Genomic DNA, 18,547 nt, shown 5'->3' with positions numbered 1-18,547 from the left:
TTCATTACCTCCATATATCCTTTATTATTTAATCTTATAATGCTTTTTTGTATATTCTTTTTATATCTTCTATCGAAAATTCTTTTGGATGAGCCGCCATACTAGGTGCTGAAACCTTCATACAGTTTTCAGCCATCCAATCAACATCTTCTTCTGTAATTCCTTGTTCTCCTAATGTTGTCTCTAAATCTATATCTTTCAATAATTTTTTTATAGTTTCTACACAATCTTTTTCATCTGTACCACCTAAAAGCTTAGATATAACTGCAAATTTTTCTGGTGCAGCATCTATTGACTCTTCATATATTACAGGTGTTAAAGCTGCAAGTCCTCTACCATGGACAATATCTTTAAGTCCACTAGCCGGATGTTCCATTCCATGTGGTGCAGCAACTCCTGCATTATTAATTACCATACCACCTAGAGTACTAGCCCAAGTTATTTTTTCATAAGCCTCTATATCAGTTGGATCATTATATGCCCTCACCAAATATTTTCCTATTAGTTCTATTCCTTGTAATGCCTTCATATCAGTTAATGGTTGAGCTGCTCTTGATATATAAGCCTCCATATTATGACATAAAGCATCAAATCCTACAGATGCTAATATATGCTTTGGCATTGTTGTCATAAGTTCTGGATCTATTATAGAGGCCTTAGCAACTATTGCATTACATCTTAATGATTTCTTATCATTATTGTCTGGGTTAGTTAATACTGAAAATGAATTGCCTTCACTTCCTGTGCCACAAGTAGTTGGAACTAATATTATTGGAAGTGCTTCATCACTATGTTTTTTGTTATATATATAATCAGAAACATCTCCGTCATTCTTGCTCATAAAAGCTATAGACTTTGCAGCATCCATAATACTTCCTCCACCAAGTCCAACTATAACATCAATTTCTTTTTCTTTTGCTATATTAGCTCCCTCATACACTGTAGTAGTTAATGGATTCTGAGCAACTTTATCAAATACTACAGTATAAATTCCTGCCTCTTTTAACAATTTCTTTGCTTTATCTAAAAGACCAGTCTTCTTAGTACTATTTCTTCCAGTTACTATCATAGCCTTCTTCCCATATTTCTTTGTTTCTTTACCTAATACATCTACCTTCCCTCTACCAAATATAAGGTTAACAGGTAAATAATAATTGAATTCCATAAGCATTACTTCCTTTCAACATTTAAGATACTTATCCACAACTACAAACAAAATATAATTTTCTAAAAAACAAAAAAAGCCCTAACTAGGAACACCTCCTTGTTAGAACATCATTGTTCAAAAAATATATTATCTTGTTTCTTGACTATGGCTTAAGTATATCACTTGTGCGTTATAACGTCAATACTTATTTTGTATTTTTTATAGCCAATTAAAAACCACATTCACAACTAACATTTCATCTGAATTATTTTCATATATATGATCACTATCTGTGTTAAACCTAACCGCATCGCCTTTTTTTAATATTCTTGTTTCTCCACCAACCTTAAGAGTTAGTTCACCCGAAAAAACATTAAGATATTCACAAGTTTTCTCTCCATGCGCTCCGCTTAAATACTTTCCTCCTGGCTTTATCTCAAAAACATATATTTCAAAATCTCTGTCAGATTCAAAAGGAAAATAAGTATATACTGTATATTCTTCAGTTGATTCCTTTGATGGATTAATATTTTCCCTTCTAACTACATATATCTCTTCCTTTGGAACCTTGACTAAATCATCAAAACTAACCCTAAGTCCACTTACTATCTTTCCTAGTATTCCTACTGTAGGATTAGATTCTCCCCTTTCTATCTGCCCTAACATACTCTTACTAACACCTGTCTGTTCAGCAACAACATCTAAACTCATTTTCCTAGCCAATCTAATTCTTTTAAGATTAGTAGCTACATTTTTATTAATATAATCCATAGTGCTCCCTCCTTATTGTGCTTTATAACGCATATATACCTTTGTACTTATTTTACTTCATTATGTGCGTTATATGCAACTTTTTTATTAGCAAACTAAAAATACATATTACATAAATATTATTTTTACGATACTTTTCTACAAATTTTAATTTGATATAATTTTCTATATATCAAGAAATTATTTACAGATTTAATATTTTAGTGTAAACTATATTTGTAGACTTTACTATTATTTTTAAGAAAGAGGGAGAAAAGATGAAAAAATTTAACTTCAAGAAAATCTTAACTATTGTTGCAGTATTAATATTTGCATTTACTGCTCTATCAACAACAGTTAACACACAAAAGGTTTCTGCAGCAGATTATACTGTTTGGAGACAAAGTGCATGGAATTCAGGTAACTATAGAGGATACCAATATGTTACAACTACTTTTAAAACAAACTTAACAGATGACTATATGTCAAGAGCAAGAGTTAATCAAGTATATGTAGAAGTATATGGTGCAGACGGTACATATTATTCAACATCTGTTGCTACATATGATGAAAATGAAAATGTATATAAAGCTGTAACTGGTTATTGGGGATTTGTAGGTATAGTAAAATATCGTTGTGTAATAAGATATAGCAGCTATACAGGAAAAGAACAAGGCCCAATATATAGTGATTGGTATAATTTCAACTAAGAACATTAATGTAATATTTTTCAAATATATCAAAATATAACTTTATGAACGTTATCAGAACAAGAAAGATAGCTTATGAAAGCATAAATGTTTTCTATGCTATCTTTTCTTTATATCAAAAAAACAGCATCCAAAAACATCGTATCTATGATTGTTTTTGAATGCTGTTAACTCATTTACTCTGTAGTATTTTATAAATTTACCTTTGATAGAAAGTTTTTAGTTCTATCATGTTTTGGATTATTAAATATTTCTTCAGGAGTTCCTTCTTCTACTATCTTACCTCCATCCATAAATATAACTCTATCAGCAACTTCTTTTGCAAATCCCATCTCATGAGTAACAACAACCATTGTCATTCCTTCTTTTGCCATTTGCTTCATTACTTCTAGAACTTCTCCTACCATCTCTGGATCTAAAGCAGATGTAGGTTCATCAAATAAAACGGCCTTTGGCGACATAGCAAGGGTTCTAGCTATAGCAACTCTTTGTTTCTGTCCACCTGATAATTGCGAAGGATAATTATTAGCTTTATCTTCTAATCCAACTCTCTTCAACAATTCTAATGCTTTCTTATCAGCATCTTCTTTATTTATCTTTTTTAACTTGATAGGTGCTAAAGTAATATTTTCTAAGATAGTTTTATGTGGAAATAAATTAAAATGTTGAAATACCATTCCTATTTCCTCTCTCATCTTATTAATTTGAGTATTTTTAGCTAGCATATCTACCCCATCAAATACTATTTCTCCATCTGTAGGTACTTCTAATAAATTCAAACATCTTAAAAATGTACTTTTACCAGATCCAGATGGACCTATAAGTACTACACATTCACCTTTTTCTACTTCATAATCTATTCCTTTTAATACTTCTAATTTTCCATAACTCTTGTGAAGATTCTTAACGGATATCACTTTGACGAAGCCTCCTTTCAAGCTTTCCTAATAACTTAGTCAAACATAATATTAATACAAAATATATAATAGCTATTGCTATAAGTGGTAAAAATGTTTCATAAGTTCTTGAAATAATAAAATCTGCTGCTTTTGTCAAATCTTGAATGGCTACATAACCTACTATTGAAGTTTCCTTAACCAACGCTATAAACTCATTTCCAAGTGCAGGTATTATATTTTTTATAGCTTGTGGTAGTACTATAAATCTCATAGTTTGCCAATTAGTGAACCCAAGAGACAAACCACCTTCTGTCTGTCCTTTATCGACAGCCATGATTCCAGCTCTAACATTTTCTGCTACATATGCACCACTATTAATACCAAAGGTTAATATTGCAGCTATAATACCATAATGGCTTTTAAAAATAACCATATACATAATAAGTAATTGTACAACTACTGGAGTTCCTCTTAAAACACTTATATATGCACCTGCAATTCTTGAAAGTATTGTTTTATGTCCTTTATTAGTTTCTGTCATCTTCATAAGTGCAATTATAAATCCTAATACAACACCTATTACTACTGCAGAAATAGATATATATATAGTAGTCCATAATCCCTTAAGTAATAATTTATATCCATTTGTAGTTATAAATACTGATTTTACTCTATTTATAAAAGAATCGTCTGATGCATCTGTCATTTCTCCATTTATATATTTATCAACTAACTCATCGTAAGTTCCATTGTCTTTTACCTTCTGTAGACCATCATTTATTTTCTCTAATAATTCATTGTCACCTTTTGATACAGCTATTCCATAATTTTCTGTTTCATTTCCTACATTCTCTATAAGTTTTAATGTGCTTTTATTTTTATTAACAAAATTTCTAGCTGGACTTGTATCTATTAATACTGCATCTACTCCACCATTTTTTAATTCTAATATTGCATCTGAACCTTTTTTAAATCTTTTATCTATAGTATTAGGATCTGTAAGATACTCATTATCATCTGCAATTGTAGCCATTATATCGCCTGTTGTACCTTCTTGAGTTGCTATCTTCTTACCATTTAAATCATCTAATGTAGTTATGGTACTATCTTTTGGTACTATAATACTTTGACTTGCTAAATAGTAACTATCTGAGAAGTCTACAGCTTGCAATCTCTCTTCTGTTATTGTCATTCCTGCTATTGCACAATCTATAGAACCACTTTTTATTGATGCTGTAAGTGATTTAAACTCCATATTAGAAACTTCTACATTAAATCCTTCTTCTTCACCTATTGCTTTTATAAGTGCTATATCGAATCCATCCACCTCTCCATCATCATTTATATACTCAAATGGAGCAAATTCTGCATTAGTTCCTACTGTTATAGTTTCTTTATTGTTATCTGTGTCTTTTGTTCCACTTCCACAACCTGTTAATAAAACAGAAATTATCAAAGTAAATAATAATAATAATTTTCTGATTTGTTTCATAATTGAAAAAGAACCTCCCATCGCTTTTTTATCTATATATAATAATATTAATTTTCTTGAGTAAAAGCAATGTTTTTTTGTATATTTATGCAGTTTTTTTACTATACACATGAATTATAAAAATATAATAGCATTAGTTCAGTAATTCTTACTTTAAAAAATTATTGAATATATTTTTAATCACTTATCTTTTAAGTTAATTAATATCAAATTATTGATTTAAGTAAATATTGATAATGAAAAATCCAATGTTATTTGACAATGTTAATATTATGATTTTCTTTATTAGTATCAATATTATTGCTTTGAATAAATCTTCATAATGAATTTTAGGATTTCTTATTATAAAAAAATTAAGGTAGCGTTTAAAATGTTGTATTGTTTGAACTTTAGTGAGTTTACAACATTTAGCTACCTTAATTTTTTTATAGTTAGAAATATTTAATGAAATTATGCTATTTATGAAAACATATAATATTTGATACTAATTATCAGAAAACATAATTTTAATTATATCTAAATAACATTGGATTTTTACATATTATTTACTTAAACATATAATTTGATACTAATAACAAACATAATATTAACTAAACTTCAATTACAAGTTTTTTATTCTTATAATCTAAAACTTCCAATTCTATATTATATATTTTTTTAATAGTTTCTCTACTAATAACATCATTAGGCTTCCCATGAAATATCTTTTTCCCATCTTTAAGCCCTATTACTTCATCACTATAATATATAGCTTGATTAATATCATGTAGAACCATTATTATGGTAATATTATGTTCTCTATTTAATTTCTGTATTAATCTTAATATATCAATTTGATATCTCACATCTAAATATGTAGTAGGTTCGTCTAGCAATAATATCTTAGTATCTTGCACTAATGCCATTGCTATCCATACTCTTTGTCTTTGTCCTCCAGATAGACTTGATACCTTTTGATCTTTTATATCATATAAATTAGTAACTTTTAATGCCCATTTAACTTTGTCTGTTTCATCTTTAGATTTGTGCCAATGATGTTTTTTAGATATCATTCCATACCTAACCAATTTCTCTATTGAAATATCTTGTGGTGCAGTATTATATTGATGAACAATTGCTACTTCTTTTGCAAAGTCTCTTAACTTAATATCATTTATATTAACTCCTTTTAAATACACCCCTCCACTACTAGGCTTTAAATTCTTAGTCATAAGATCAAATAATGTTGACTTTCCACATCCATTTGCACCCAATATAGTTGTTATTTTATTATCTTTTACTTTGAAAGATACACCTTTTAATACTTCATTTTTTCCATAAGCAAATCGTAAATCTCTAATTTCCATAACTTCTAGTGCTCCTTCTTAATAAAATAATTAAAAATGGTCCTCCAATTATAGCCATAATTATAGAAGCTGGTACCTCATAAGGTGCAAATATACTTCTACCAATTGTATCTGCAAATAATAATGTAAACGCACCTAAAATACACGAAAATGGAATCAACAGTTTATAATCAGATCCAATAATAAGCCTAGCAATATGAGGAACTATTAAAGCTATAAAACTAATAACCCCTACTGTTGCTGTAGCTATTGCTGCAAGAAATACAGCAATAAAGGATATAATAATTCTTAAAACATGAACATTAACACCTAAACTCCTTACAGTCTTATCTTCAAGTAATAACAAATTACACTTTTCAGATAATAAAAATGCCAAAATCAATCCAATTATTACATACCACACAAGTAAATGTACATCACTCCAAGTTTTCATAGATATAGAATTATTAATAATATTATTTGATATTATACTCTCATAAGCATCAATTATTCCTTGAAATATAGCATTAACCGCTATACCAGTTAAAATTAACCTAAGAGGATTAAGACCTTTATTCCAAGAAAAACAATAAACTAATATAAAAGCAATAATTCCTCCTATAAATGCAAATATAGGTGATAAAAAATATATACTAGGAAAAAAACTAATTACTATCAAAGCCGCTAAGCTTGCACCACTTGATATACCTATAATTCCCGGATCCGCCAATGGATTTTTCATAACAGCTTGAAATAAAACACCTGATACAGATAATGCAGCACCTGCAAACATTGCTATAATTATCCTAGGAAATCTCAAATCATATATTATAGAAACCTTCTCATTATATTCTATAAATAGCCCTTTAAATAACTCAAAAAATGTAACTTTTATACTTCCTAAATTAATTGCTACAAAAAATAAAATAATTAATGAAACTATTAATAAAGTAAAATACATAATCTTTTTTTTCATTATTAATTATCCTCTCTATACAAAATAGATTGTAAACTATTTAATGCATCCTTATATTTAAAATTAGCACTCATCCCAAATAGCTTACTATCTAAATCATACACATTTCCTTCTTTAACAGCCTCAAAATGTTTCCATATATCATTAGATGCAAATTCTTCATCGAACATTTCCATAACCGTATCTGGCATTGCATGTGCTGTTCTTAAGATAATATCTGGTTCTAGCTTAGATAATTCTTCTGTATTAACATTTACGAATTGTTTATCAGTATCTTCTGCAAAACAATTAATTCCACCTGCTAATTTAACTAAACTACCAACATAAGAATTACTTGTTGCAACCATATATGAACCAGGAAGACCCATTAATATCAATACCTTAGGACTATTTTTCCCTTTATTCTTTTCTGTATATTCCTCAATAAATGCATAAAAATCCTCTACTAATTTTTCTGCTTCTTCATTCTTATCAAATTTTTTTCCTAAATCTAATATGCTTTTGTACATTCCTTCAACACTTTTTAAATTTAAAAAAGTAGAATCTACAGATATTTCTTTATATTTAGATGACAGTTCATCTTCTAACGTATTAACTCCAATTATATCTGTTGGATTTAAAGATTTTATTATTTCCAAATCAGGTGACATAGGGCTTCCTACTTCTGTTATATTTTTATATCTCTCAGGTAATTCATATTCAGTGGTTGGAATTCCAACCACATCTAAATCTAATTTATCTAATATTTCACATACAGCTACTGAAGTTGCAATTATCTTGGTTTCTTTATTATTATCCACATTTGTTTGCTTTTGATTAACGCACCCAACAATATTCATAGATAATAAAGCACTTAGCACTACTGAAATAATCTTCTTCATAATTTTTACCTCTTCTTATGTTTTTTATATATTATTGCTGATGCACTACCACCTATAGTTAATATAGCAATTATTGCCATTACTATTATTCTTTTATTACTCTTTTTCGAATCTTTATCTTGCTTTACTACTTTAGGTGTGACTTTATGCTCACTTGCACCTTCTTCATCTTCTAAATCTATCTTCTCTGCTACTTCTTCATTTACATCTTCATCTTCACTTATGTCTTCTACTTCTACATTATTTTCTTCTTTATTTACTTCATTATTGCTTTGAAGTGCTATTTCTGTATTAACATTTACATTATCGCTAATTGCGTTACCATTGCTATTTGATTCTTTTACAACTTCTTGATTTTGAGTACTATTTGTATTTATTTGAATCTTTGTTACAAAATCTCCACTTCCTGCAGTTGCTGCTGAAGAATTAATCTTTATAAAAAACTTAACGTTTCTTTGCATAGGAGTTACATACATTGTAGGACTAATATATAAATTTTCATCAGTTACTTGAAATCTATAATCCTTCCAATCGCCTCCACTCTTAGTTACTTCAGGTGAAACATTATAATATGTTCCTCTAGAAGAACTTTGTACTCCAATACTTACATTGCTTATATTAGACATAAGCGAAAATCTAAGTGTTATGTACTTTTTTCCATTTTCAACTTCTATTAATGCTTGAGATCCCACAATGCTATTACACATTCCAAGTCCAAGATCATAATTTTCTTCTGATCCTCCATCTTCAATTAATCCTGTTTCAGGATTTCTATAATCAACTAAAACTGGTGCTATATATATCCCATTATCTATTGCCTTTGCTTCTACAATATTAATGCTTGTCATTATGACAAGCATTAATATAACTGTAGATAGAAGCTTAAACTTTAACTTCATCTATATTCTCCTTTTGACTATACTTCTAGTAAATAATATTGTTGCTACTGATCCAATCATAATTATAGCTAATGGTATAGCATTTGAATTATCACCTGTTTCTGTAGACTCAGCTATAGCATTTTCTATGATAGTTGTTCTATTTTCTTCATTAGTAACAGTTGATGATTGAAATTTATCATTATTAATTTCTTCTTTTTTTATTTCAGTAGATTCTTCTTTCTTCTCTTCACTTTCACTTGGCAATTTAGAATTACTTGATATAGTCATAGTAGTATAATCTATTTTTAACCTTGCACTTATGTCTCTATTGCCCATCATAGCTACCATAGGATTAACCTTTACCTTTAATATCTCTTCATAACTTGGAAGCGTAAATTTGAACCCTGTTGGAGTTCCATCTTGAGATTTTGTAGTAACTTTAGCATATGTATATGTTCCACTTACTTCTTCATATTGTAATGTTTGTAGTGATGCAGTTATTGTTCCCATAGTTAAAGGTTTTGTTGATAAATATATTTCTGCCTTACCATCTTTTATATTAATTAATGCTTTTTTATCTATAGCTGAACTTGCCATAGACGCTTCATCTTTATTAGCATTTAACAGTTCTACTTGTACTTCATACAATCCATCTTGAAACTTTGATGTTTCATCTTTATTTTCTTTGTCATCCTCTTTTTTATCTTCTTCTTGATTATCTTCTATAACTTCCGTATCATATACTAACCTTGCTTTATGTCCCATAGCAAAATTAGGCATTGATGGAATTGCTATCTTAAATCCTATATATATAATCTTATCATCTGATGTTAATTCAATTGATATTTCTTCAGGATATCCCAAATCATTTGTTTTAATAACATTCACATTAGTTCTTATGTCATTACTATAATCATCTACATTTTTATAATAATATATATCATTTAAATAACCTGTTAACTTTGAATCACCATTATCTGTTAATGTTATGTACATTAACGTCTTTCCATTTTCTTTCTTTATAATTGCTTTATCTGCAATACACGAAGCTGCTGTTGATTCAATATCTTCTTTTTCCTTATAAACCTTTAAACTTATTTCTTCATCATGTGCTAAATCAGCTAGTGCAGCACTTACAGATACTTCTCCTGTTGATACTAAAAATAAACTCAATAATAAAACTGATATTATTTTTTTAATGTTCTCCTTAAAAATCATCTTTCTCCTCCTATGTAAGCTAGTTAAAGCTAACTTTATCTTTTGTTTAAATCAGTTTGCCTGACCTCCCACATAATATCATCGAATGATAATCATTGTCAATAGAAAATTATAATTAAAATATAATAGCATTAGTTCAGTAATTCTTACTTAAAAAATTATTGAATATATTTTTTTGATTACTTATCTTTTAAGTTAATTAATATCAAATTATTGATTTAAGTAAATTATCTATAATGGAATTTAGTATTTCTTATAATAAAAAAGTAAAGATCCCGTTAAAAATACTATACTGTCTGAGCTTTAGCGAGTTTATAGTATTTAGGGATCTTTACTCTTTTTTATTATATTAGTAAATACTTAATGATATTATATTATTTACTTAAACATATAATTTTGATATTAATTATTATAAAATATAAGTTATCTAACAATAATGCCATTAAGTTTTTCTTTTATTTAAATGAATTTGCCACTTCATCAAATTCTTTAGTTATTTCTTCAGAAGGTTCTTCTGTTAATAAACTAACTACTACAATGAAAATACTTGCAACAATAAATGCTGGTAATAATTCATATATGTCAAAAGCTCCACCAAAAGGTCTAATTAAATATTTCCATACAAATACCATAATACCACCAGACACCATACCAGCTAATGCACCATATTTATTAGAACGTCTCCAGAATAGTGCAAACAATACAATTGGTCCAAATGCAGCTCCAAATCCTGCCCAAGCAAAAGATACTATATTAAATACAGAACTATTTGGATCTCTAGCAATAAATATAGCAATAATAGCTATAATTATAACTGATATACGTGCAACTATAAGTGCTGTTTTTTGAGATAATTCCTTCTTGAATAATCCTACAAATAGATTATGTGAAACACTTGAAGATGCTGCTAACAATTGTGAATCTGCTGTTGACATAGTAGATGCTAGTATACCAGCAAGAATTACGCCTGCTATAATAGCAAAGAATATACCATTTTGGCTTAATAGGTCTGCTATTCTTACTATAATTGTTTCTGAATTACTATTAGAAAGTTCTCCTATTGCACCAGCCTTTGTCATTCCGTTTCCAACTACTCCTATAAATACTGCAACAGCTAATGATATAACAACCCATATACTAGCTACCCTACGTGATGTAGAAAGTTTTTTATCATCTTCTATTGCCATGAAACGAAGTAGTATGTGTGGCATACCAAAATATCCTAATCCCCATGCTAAAGTTGATACTATTGATATTAGGCTATAATTATCTGCCCCTAGAGTTTTAGTGTTATGAATCTTAACTAAAGATAAATATCCCGATAAATCCTTTGCATTGTTAATTACTGCATCCATTCCCCCTGCTTGATTTATACCAAAAGCTAAAACAACTATTAATGCAACAGTCATTATTATACTCTGTATAAAATCTGTAGTACTAGCAGCTAAGAAACCTCCTAATGCTGTATATCCTACTATTACTACTGCACTTATAATCATAGCCCAAAAGTAATCTATTCCAAATAAACTGCTAAATAGTTTTCCGCAAGCTGCAAATCCTGATGCTGTATATGGTATAAAAAATATAATAATAACTATTGCCGCTATACACATAAGAATATTCTTATCATCGTGATAACGTCTTGAAAAGAAGTCAGGTATTGTTATCGAATTACCTGCTACTTCTGTATATCTTCTTATTCTCTTTGATACTATAAGCCAATTAATATATGTTCCTATTGCAAGTCCTATTGCTGTCCATGTTGCATCTGCTAATCCTGTTAAGTAAGCTACTCCAGGTAATCCCATAAGAAGCCAACTACTCATATCTGATGCCTCTGCACTCATGGCTGTAACTATAGGTCCTAGCTTCCTACCTCCTAGGTAAAAATCATCAGTTGAATTATTCTCTTTTGAACAATATATACCAATTCCAAGAACAGCTAGTAAATAAACTATTATAGTTACAAATATGCATATCTGTGCTGTTGTCATTTTGTTTACCAATCCTTTCTTTTGTTATGAAATTTTTCAATATATCCTATTCATTATAAAAGAATTTTAATAATTCGTAAATGATTTTAGGAACAATAATTAAAATATAATAGCATTAGTTCAGTAACCTATTGTTCCATATTATTCATACTAATCTTTAATTCTTAATGGCTATACTATTCTATATCCACCTATAATTCTAACCTTAACAATAATGGTTACTTCCACTAAGCTTATTATATTTTAATTATTTAAGCGTTATGGTGATTTTTAGTGTATCTATATAATCTGTAAGTATCTTAGATTTTTTAGTATTTCTAACCCCAAAAATTATTGAATATATTTTTTTATTACTTATCTTTTAAGTTAATTAATATCAAATTATTGATTTAAGTAAATATTGATAATGAAAAATCCAATGTTATTTGATAATGTTAATATTATGATTTTCTTTATTAGTATCAATATTATTGCTTTGAATAAATCTTCATAATGAATTTTAGGATTTCTTATTATAAAAAAATTAAGGTAGCGTTTAAAATGTTGTACTGTTCGAGCTTTAGTGAGTTTACAACATTTAGCTACCTTAATTTTTTTATATTTAGAAATCCTTAATGAAGTTATGCTATTTATGAAAACATATAATATTGATACTAATTATAAACATAATATTAATCAAATACAAATAACATTGGATTTTTTACATATTATATTATTTACTTAAACATATAATTTTGATATTAATTACTTACTTGTATTTTTTTACGCATACAACTGCATTATGTCCACCAAATCCTAAAGAATTAGATATAGCATATTCAAAATCTTTTTCTATTCCTTTTTCAGTTACATAATTCAAGTCACATTCTTCATCATAATTTTTATATCCTGCTGTCATAGGTATAAATCCTTCATGAACTGCCTTTGCGCATATAATTGCTTCTACTGCACCAGCTGCTCCTAACATATGACCAGTCATAGATTTAGTTGAACTAACATAAAGGTCTTTAGCATGCTCTTTAAATGCAACCTTCATAGTATTTGTTTCATATTTATCATTAATTGGTGTAGATGTACCATGTGCATTTACATAATCTATCTTATCTGGACTTATTCCAGCTTCTTCACAGGCATCTAATATTGCTCTTGCTGCTGCTTCTCCTGTTGGATCTGGAGTTGTTATATGATATGCATCTGCTGTTGCACCATATCCTACAACCTCTGCATATATTTTAGCATTTCTCTTTAATGCACTATCTAAACTTTCAAGTATTACTATTCCTGCACCTTCACCCATTACAAAGCCACTTCTATCTTTATCAAATGGTATAGATGCTCTATCCTTATCATCTGTTGTAGTTAGTGTCTTCATATTATGAAATCCACCTAATATAAATGGGTTAATAACAGCTTCTGCACCACCTGCAACACATGCATCTAATCTACCATGTTTTATTGCTTCAAATGCTTCTCCTATTGTATGAGTAGATGTAGCACATGCAGAAACAATAGCGTAATTAGTTCCCTTAAATCCATATTTCATAGCTACATTTCCAGCTGCCATGTTAGATATCATCATAGGTATCATAAATGGTGATATATGTCTAGTTCCTTTCTTTAAGAACTTTGCATATTCAGTGTTTTCAGTAGTCATCCCACCTATACCACTTCCTATAATAACTCCCACTCTATATGGATCATATTCTTTAAAATCACAACCACAATCTTCTATAGCTTGTCTAGTTGCTTCTAATGTATATTGACAATATATATCTGTTCTTTTAGTTTCTTTTTTATCTAATGCTAATAATGGATCAAAGTTTTTAACTTCAGCTGCCACCTTAATAGGAAAATCAGTAGTGTCAAAAGAAGTTATATTATCTATTCCATGTTTTCCTTCTTTTATATTTCCCCAAAATTCTTTCATATTATTACCTATAGGTGATACAACACCCATTCCCGTAATTACAACTCTATTCATTACATCCTCCCAATTTTACATAAGCTATCCCTTATTAATTTTAATTAACCGAGACTTTTACATATTAAATTATTATAGTTATGATTATACTTAATAATTCACTAAATTTACACTAATAAGTATAGATTATTTTACATAATAATGTCAACGATATATATTTTCAAGAATTTATGGGATAAAATATAAATAATGATTTTATCGCCAATTAACATTTATAGCATTATTAGCTTTTTCTTTTAATGCTGATAATCTAGTTAGTGCTTCATTTAGAGTTGCGTCTTCCTTAGCAAAATGAAATCTAATAATATTATGAATATCTTCTTTGAAGAAACTTGATCCTGGTACTGCTGCTACTTTAACATGCTCTGCCATCCATTCACAAAACTTTATATCATCTTTAACTCCAAATTCACTTACATCCATAAGCACATAATATGCTCCTTGAGGTTCTGTAAAATTAAATTTTAATTTTCTAAGTCCTCCTACAAATAAATCTTTCATATGCGTATAATGTTCTTGAAGCTTTTTATAATAGTCATCCTTAAAGTTAAGCCCAACTACAGCAGCTTCCATAAGTGGTGCAGCTGCTCCTACTGTCAAGAAGTCATGTACCTTCTTTGCTCTTTCTATTATTTCTTCATTAGCAATAATATATCCTAACCTCCATCCTGTAATAGAATAAGTCTTAGACAAAGAATTGCATATAATAGTTCTCTCTTTCATTCCAGGAAGTGTAGATATATATATATGTTTGTTAGGCTCATATACAATATGTTCATATACTTCATCAGTTATAACATAAGCATCATACTTTATTGCAAGTTTAGCTATTATTTCGAGTTCAGAATAATTAAATACTTTGCCACAAGGATTAGATGGATTACATAATATAAGCACTCGTGCCCCTTGTTTAAATGCATCCTCTAACACATTTGGATCAAATGTATATTGTGGTGGAACTAAAGGTACATATATAGGTTCTGCTCCTGATAATATTGTGTCAGCACCATAATTTTCATAAAACGGAGAAAAAATAACAACTTTATCTCCTGGATTAGCCACTGTCATCATAGCAGCCATCATAGCTTCAGTACTTCCACAAGTTACAACAATCTCTTTGTCTTTATCTACTTTAGTTCCTGAGAAACGTTCATGTTTTCTAGCTAATGCTTCTCTAAAATTATCAGCTCCCCAAGTTATTGCATATTGATGTGGTCCTACTGATGCTACTTCGGCTAATTTATCTGTAATTTCCTTGGGTGGATCAAAATCCGGAAATCCTTGAGATAAATTAATAGCACCATACTTATTGGCAATTCTTGTCATTCGTCTTATAACCGAATCAGTAAAATTTTCAGTTCTAGCGCTTAATTCTTTCATATATTATACTTTCCTTTCTAACTTAACTTCTGTGTTATCCATTTACTTTTTATCTGTTTCCATTTTTCATTTCTTTGTTCTTCTATATATGTTAAATCATTCTCATCAAGCTTACTAAATCTTGATTGTTTTTTCAAATAATCTTTTATACTTGAAAACTGCTTTGGAACTTTATTAATATAGAACTCTCCATCATAGTATTCTGCAAGATACCATAATCCACAATCTACAACCTCTTTTGCTATATTTACAGTTTCATCAACCGGAATGCCCCACCCTGTTGGACAAGGTGCAATTACATGTATATAAGACGGACCATCTACTTCAGATGCTCTTTTAACCTTATATAAAAAATCCTCCATATAAGCAATACTTGCTGTTGCAGCATAAGGAATATTATGTGCTGCAATTATCTCAAACATATTCTTTTTATTCTTTATATTACCATGAACATTTTTGCCTGCTGGAGTTGTTGTAGTCTTTGCTCCAAATGGTGTAAGCCCACTTTTTTGAATTCCAGTGTTCATATATGCTTCATTATCATAACAAATGTATATAATCTTGTCTCCTCTGTCAATTGCTCCCGATAGAGCTTGAATTCCAATATCTGCAGTTCCTCCATCGCCTGCTATTCCTACAATATTATAGTCTTTTAGTTTAAGAACCTTTGCTGCTGCTGCCATTCCAGTTAGCATTGAACCAGTTCCTGCAAAGGTAGATATAATAGCATTATTAGAAAAACATAATTGTGGAAAATTAAACCCCACAGCAGACATACAGCCAGCAGGAATAGCTGTAAATGTTCTCTCTCCTAAAACCTTAAGTGCCATTCTAACTGCTAAACTACCTCCACATCCAGCACATGCCTTGTGTCCATAGAAAAATTCGTTATCCGATATATTATTTGCTGTTATTCTAATTGACATCATCTATTACCCCCAATCCAATCCAATTTATTTTTTCCTCACCACCTTCAATAATTATATTGAAGCATTCTTGTATATTTTTTTTAGATATATTTCTGCCACCTAATCCGCCTATAAAATTATAATTCTTTTTATAAACTCCTGTTTTGATAAGGGCTGAATTAACATTTGTATACACTGTTCCTTCATATCCAAACGAAATATCTTTTTCTAAAACGCCTATAGCTTTTGCATCTTTTACTGCATCAGATAGTTCTTTATATGGAAAAGGCCTAAGAAATCTAATCTTAATTGCTCCAGCCTTGATTCCTTTATCCCTGTATTCATCTACAACATTACGTACTAAACCACTTATACTACCAATAGTAATAAGTATATAATCTGCATCATCTATTTTATATCCATCTATCATTCCACCATGACTTCTTCCAAATATCTCATAGAATTTTCTATCAGCTTCCTCTACTACTCTGCTTACATTATTCATAGCTTTATGGTGTAATAATTGAAATTCCATATTATCATTTGGTCCAGCTGTAAATGCCATATTAACTGGATTATCTATATCCATCTTGTTTTTAGTTACATATGGTGGTAAAAATCTATCTGCTTGCTCACTAGTTGGAACTTCTACTGCTTCATAAGTATGAGTTAATACAAATCCATCTAAATTAACCATTATGGGTACTCTTACATCTTTATGTTCAGCAATATAATAACTCATAATTGCCATATCTAAACTTTCTTGTGCATCTTCTACATATACTTGTATCCATCCTTGGTCTAATAATCCTATTGAATCTCTCTGATCACCATATATATTCCAAGGAAGTGCTGTAGCTCTATTAGCATTCATCATAACTATAGGGAATCTTCCTCCAGCTGCATATGCTAAACATTCTGCCATATATAATAATCCCTGCGAAGAAGTAGCTGTAAATGTCCTTACCCCCATTGCTGATGCACCTATAGCACAAGATAATGCAGAATGCTCTGATTCGACATGTATAAATTCACTATCTAAACTTTTATCTTCTACCATATCCGATAGTTTCTCAACCACTATTGTTTGTGGTGTTATAGGGTATGCTGATATAACATTTGGTTTTGCAAGTCTTACCCCTTCAGCAAAGGCATCATTTCCTGATATGAATTTTTTGCTTGTCATTTTCCTTCATCCTCCATTTCTATAGCTTGAACTGGACATGTCTTTGCACATATTCCACATCCCTTACAAAAATCATAATCAATATCTATACCATTATTTTTTTTCTTAAATATAACCCCATCTGGACAATACATATAGCATCTATAGCATTCTAGGCATATTTCTTTATTAATAACTGGTCTTTTATTCCTCCATCCTGAATTTTTAGTTACTAAATATCCTGCCTCATAGCAAGTTGCTTCAGGATATTCTGATAGCTTTTCATATTTCTTATCTTCTCTTAACGTAGGTTTAATCACAACACTCTCACTCCTTTCTTACAATAGTTTCTATTATCTTCTTATTCTTATCTAATATTTTTTCAGGTAAATATAGGGCCAAAGCTTCTTTTAAATTCTCTATTTTCACTATACCAGATATATTAGCTAAAGCAGCTAACATAGCAGTATTAACTACAGTTTTACCCAATATCTCTCGAGCTATTTTATCTTCATCTATAGATATAATATCTTCATCTTCATAATTATGTTTTGAATTAATTAATATCTTTCCATTTGTCTTTAAATCACCCTTTGTATCACTATTGTATAAAGTTTCATCTAAATAGATTATATAATCACACTTTTTTATTACACTTCTATCTGAAATTTTTTTATCACTTATCTTTGTAAAAGCTTGAATAGGAGCTCCACGCCTTTCAGGCCCAAATGATGGAAAGGCAAGTGCATTCTTGCCATCTGGTATAGCAGCTGCACCTAATATCTTAGATGCAGTAAATGCTCCTTGTCCTCCTCTTCCATGCCATCTTACTTCTATCAT

Annotated in this window: 17 protein-coding genes; 1 reads left to right on the top strand and 16 read right to left on the bottom strand. The window is 29.5% G+C overall.

The annotated features are described in order from the left end of the window. Positions 1 to 34 precede the first annotated feature (34 nt). On the bottom strand, positions 35 to 1,165 hold the full coding sequence (locus KQI77_RS02050) for an iron-containing alcohol dehydrogenase (RefSeq protein ID WP_216387806.1): 1,131 nt from the start codon (positions 1,163 to 1,165) through the stop codon (positions 35 to 37). A gap of 201 nt (positions 1,166 to 1,366) precedes the next feature. Next, positions 1,367 to 1,918 carry a helix-turn-helix domain-containing protein gene (locus KQI77_RS02045; RefSeq protein WP_216387803.1) on the bottom strand — a complete coding sequence of 184 codons (552 nt, stop codon included), beginning with the start codon at positions 1,916 to 1,918 and terminating at the stop codon, positions 1,367 to 1,369. Positions 1,919 to 2,175: 257 nt separating this feature from the next. On the opposite strand from KQI77_RS02045, the gene KQI77_RS02040 reads away from it, so the two are divergent. Further along, positions 2,176 to 2,607, top strand: coding sequence for a hypothetical protein (locus tag KQI77_RS02040; RefSeq protein ID WP_216387800.1), 432 nt, complete (start codon positions 2,176 to 2,178; stop codon positions 2,605 to 2,607). 191 nt (positions 2,608 to 2,798) lie between these two features. Here KQI77_RS02040 and KQI77_RS02035 read toward each other — a convergent pair whose 3' ends face one another. From KQI77_RS02035 to KQI77_RS01970, 14 genes are all read right to left on the bottom strand, one after another. After that, positions 2,799 to 3,524, bottom strand: a complete 726-nt coding sequence (locus tag KQI77_RS02035; RefSeq protein ID WP_216387798.1) for an amino acid ABC transporter ATP-binding protein — start codon at positions 3,522 to 3,524, stop codon at positions 2,799 to 2,801. Further along, positions 3,511 to 4,998, bottom strand: coding sequence for an ABC transporter permease subunit (locus tag KQI77_RS02030; protein ID WP_216387795.1), 1,488 nt, complete (start codon positions 4,996 to 4,998; stop codon positions 3,511 to 3,513). Before KQI77_RS02030 ends, KQI77_RS02035 begins: the two co-directional genes overlap by 14 nt. 590 nt (positions 4,999 to 5,588) lie before the next feature. Next, positions 5,589 to 6,344, bottom strand: coding sequence for an ABC transporter ATP-binding protein (locus tag KQI77_RS02025; RefSeq protein ID WP_216387792.1), 756 nt, complete (start codon positions 6,342 to 6,344; stop codon positions 5,589 to 5,591). Continuing rightward, positions 6,334 to 7,299 carry an iron ABC transporter permease gene (locus KQI77_RS02020; RefSeq protein WP_216387789.1) on the bottom strand — a complete coding sequence of 322 codons (966 nt, stop codon included), beginning with the start codon at positions 7,297 to 7,299 and terminating at the stop codon, positions 6,334 to 6,336. Before KQI77_RS02020 ends, KQI77_RS02025 begins: the two co-directional genes overlap by 11 nt. A gap of 2 nt (positions 7,300 to 7,301) precedes the next feature. Then, on the bottom strand, positions 7,302 to 8,180 hold the full coding sequence (gene isdE / locus KQI77_RS02015) for a heme ABC transporter substrate-binding protein IsdE (protein ID WP_216387786.1): 879 nt from the start codon (positions 8,178 to 8,180) through the stop codon (positions 7,302 to 7,304). A gap of 5 nt (positions 8,181 to 8,185) precedes the next feature. After that, complete coding sequence (locus tag KQI77_RS02010) at positions 8,186 to 9,079, bottom strand: heme-binding Shp domain-containing protein (RefSeq protein WP_216387784.1); 894 nt, start codon at positions 9,077 to 9,079, stop codon at positions 8,186 to 8,188. After that, positions 9,080 to 10,279: an NEAT domain-containing protein gene (locus KQI77_RS02005; protein WP_216387781.1), complete on the bottom strand. Its 1,200-nt coding sequence runs from the start codon at positions 10,277 to 10,279 to the stop codon at positions 9,080 to 9,082. A 455-nt stretch (positions 10,280 to 10,734) separates the two neighbouring features. Then, the gene (gene putP / locus KQI77_RS02000) at positions 10,735 to 12,273 is read right to left on the bottom strand and encodes a sodium/proline symporter PutP (RefSeq protein WP_216387778.1); all 1,539 of its coding nucleotides are present in this window, start codon (positions 12,271 to 12,273) and stop codon (positions 10,735 to 10,737) included. 748 nt (positions 12,274 to 13,021) lie between these two features. Then, entirely contained in the window at positions 13,022 to 14,254 is a 1,233-nt protein-coding gene (fabF, locus tag KQI77_RS01995) for a beta-ketoacyl-ACP synthase II (RefSeq protein WP_216387775.1), read from the bottom strand. A 195-nt stretch (positions 14,255 to 14,449) separates the two neighbouring features. Further along, the gene (locus KQI77_RS01990; protein WP_216387773.1) at positions 14,450 to 15,634 is read right to left on the bottom strand and encodes a pyridoxal phosphate-dependent aminotransferase; all 1,185 of its coding nucleotides are present in this window, start codon (positions 15,632 to 15,634) and stop codon (positions 14,450 to 14,452) included. Positions 15,635 to 15,651: 17 nt separating this feature from the next. Beyond that, entirely contained in the window at positions 15,652 to 16,560 is a 909-nt protein-coding gene (locus KQI77_RS01985; RefSeq protein WP_216387862.1) for a thiamine pyrophosphate-dependent enzyme, read from the bottom strand. Continuing rightward, positions 16,550 to 17,728 carry a pyruvate ferredoxin oxidoreductase gene (gene porA, locus KQI77_RS01980; RefSeq protein WP_216387770.1) on the bottom strand — a complete coding sequence of 393 codons (1,179 nt, stop codon included), beginning with the start codon at positions 17,726 to 17,728 and terminating at the stop codon, positions 16,550 to 16,552. The genes KQI77_RS01985 and porA overlap by 11 nt, the downstream gene beginning before the upstream one ends. Further along, a complete protein-coding gene (locus tag KQI77_RS12915) occupies positions 17,725 to 18,027 on the bottom strand; it encodes a 4Fe-4S binding protein (protein ID WP_216387767.1) in 303 nt (100 codons plus the stop codon). Before KQI77_RS12915 ends, porA begins: the two co-directional genes overlap by 4 nt. Positions 18,028 to 18,034: 7 nt before the next feature. Then, the gene (locus KQI77_RS01970; RefSeq protein ID WP_216387764.1) at positions 18,035 to 18,547 is read right to left on the bottom strand and encodes a 2-oxoacid:acceptor oxidoreductase family protein; all 513 of its coding nucleotides are present in this window, start codon (positions 18,545 to 18,547) and stop codon (positions 18,035 to 18,037) included.

The sequence above is a fragment of the Clostridium sp. MSJ-8 genome, assembly GCF_018918325.1.
In the GTDB taxonomy this organism is placed as follows: domain Bacteria; phylum Bacillota; class Clostridia; order Clostridiales; family Clostridiaceae; genus Clostridium.
The sequence above is the reverse complement of the archived record's forward strand: the minus strand, read 5'-3'. Positions and strand labels throughout refer to the sequence as shown.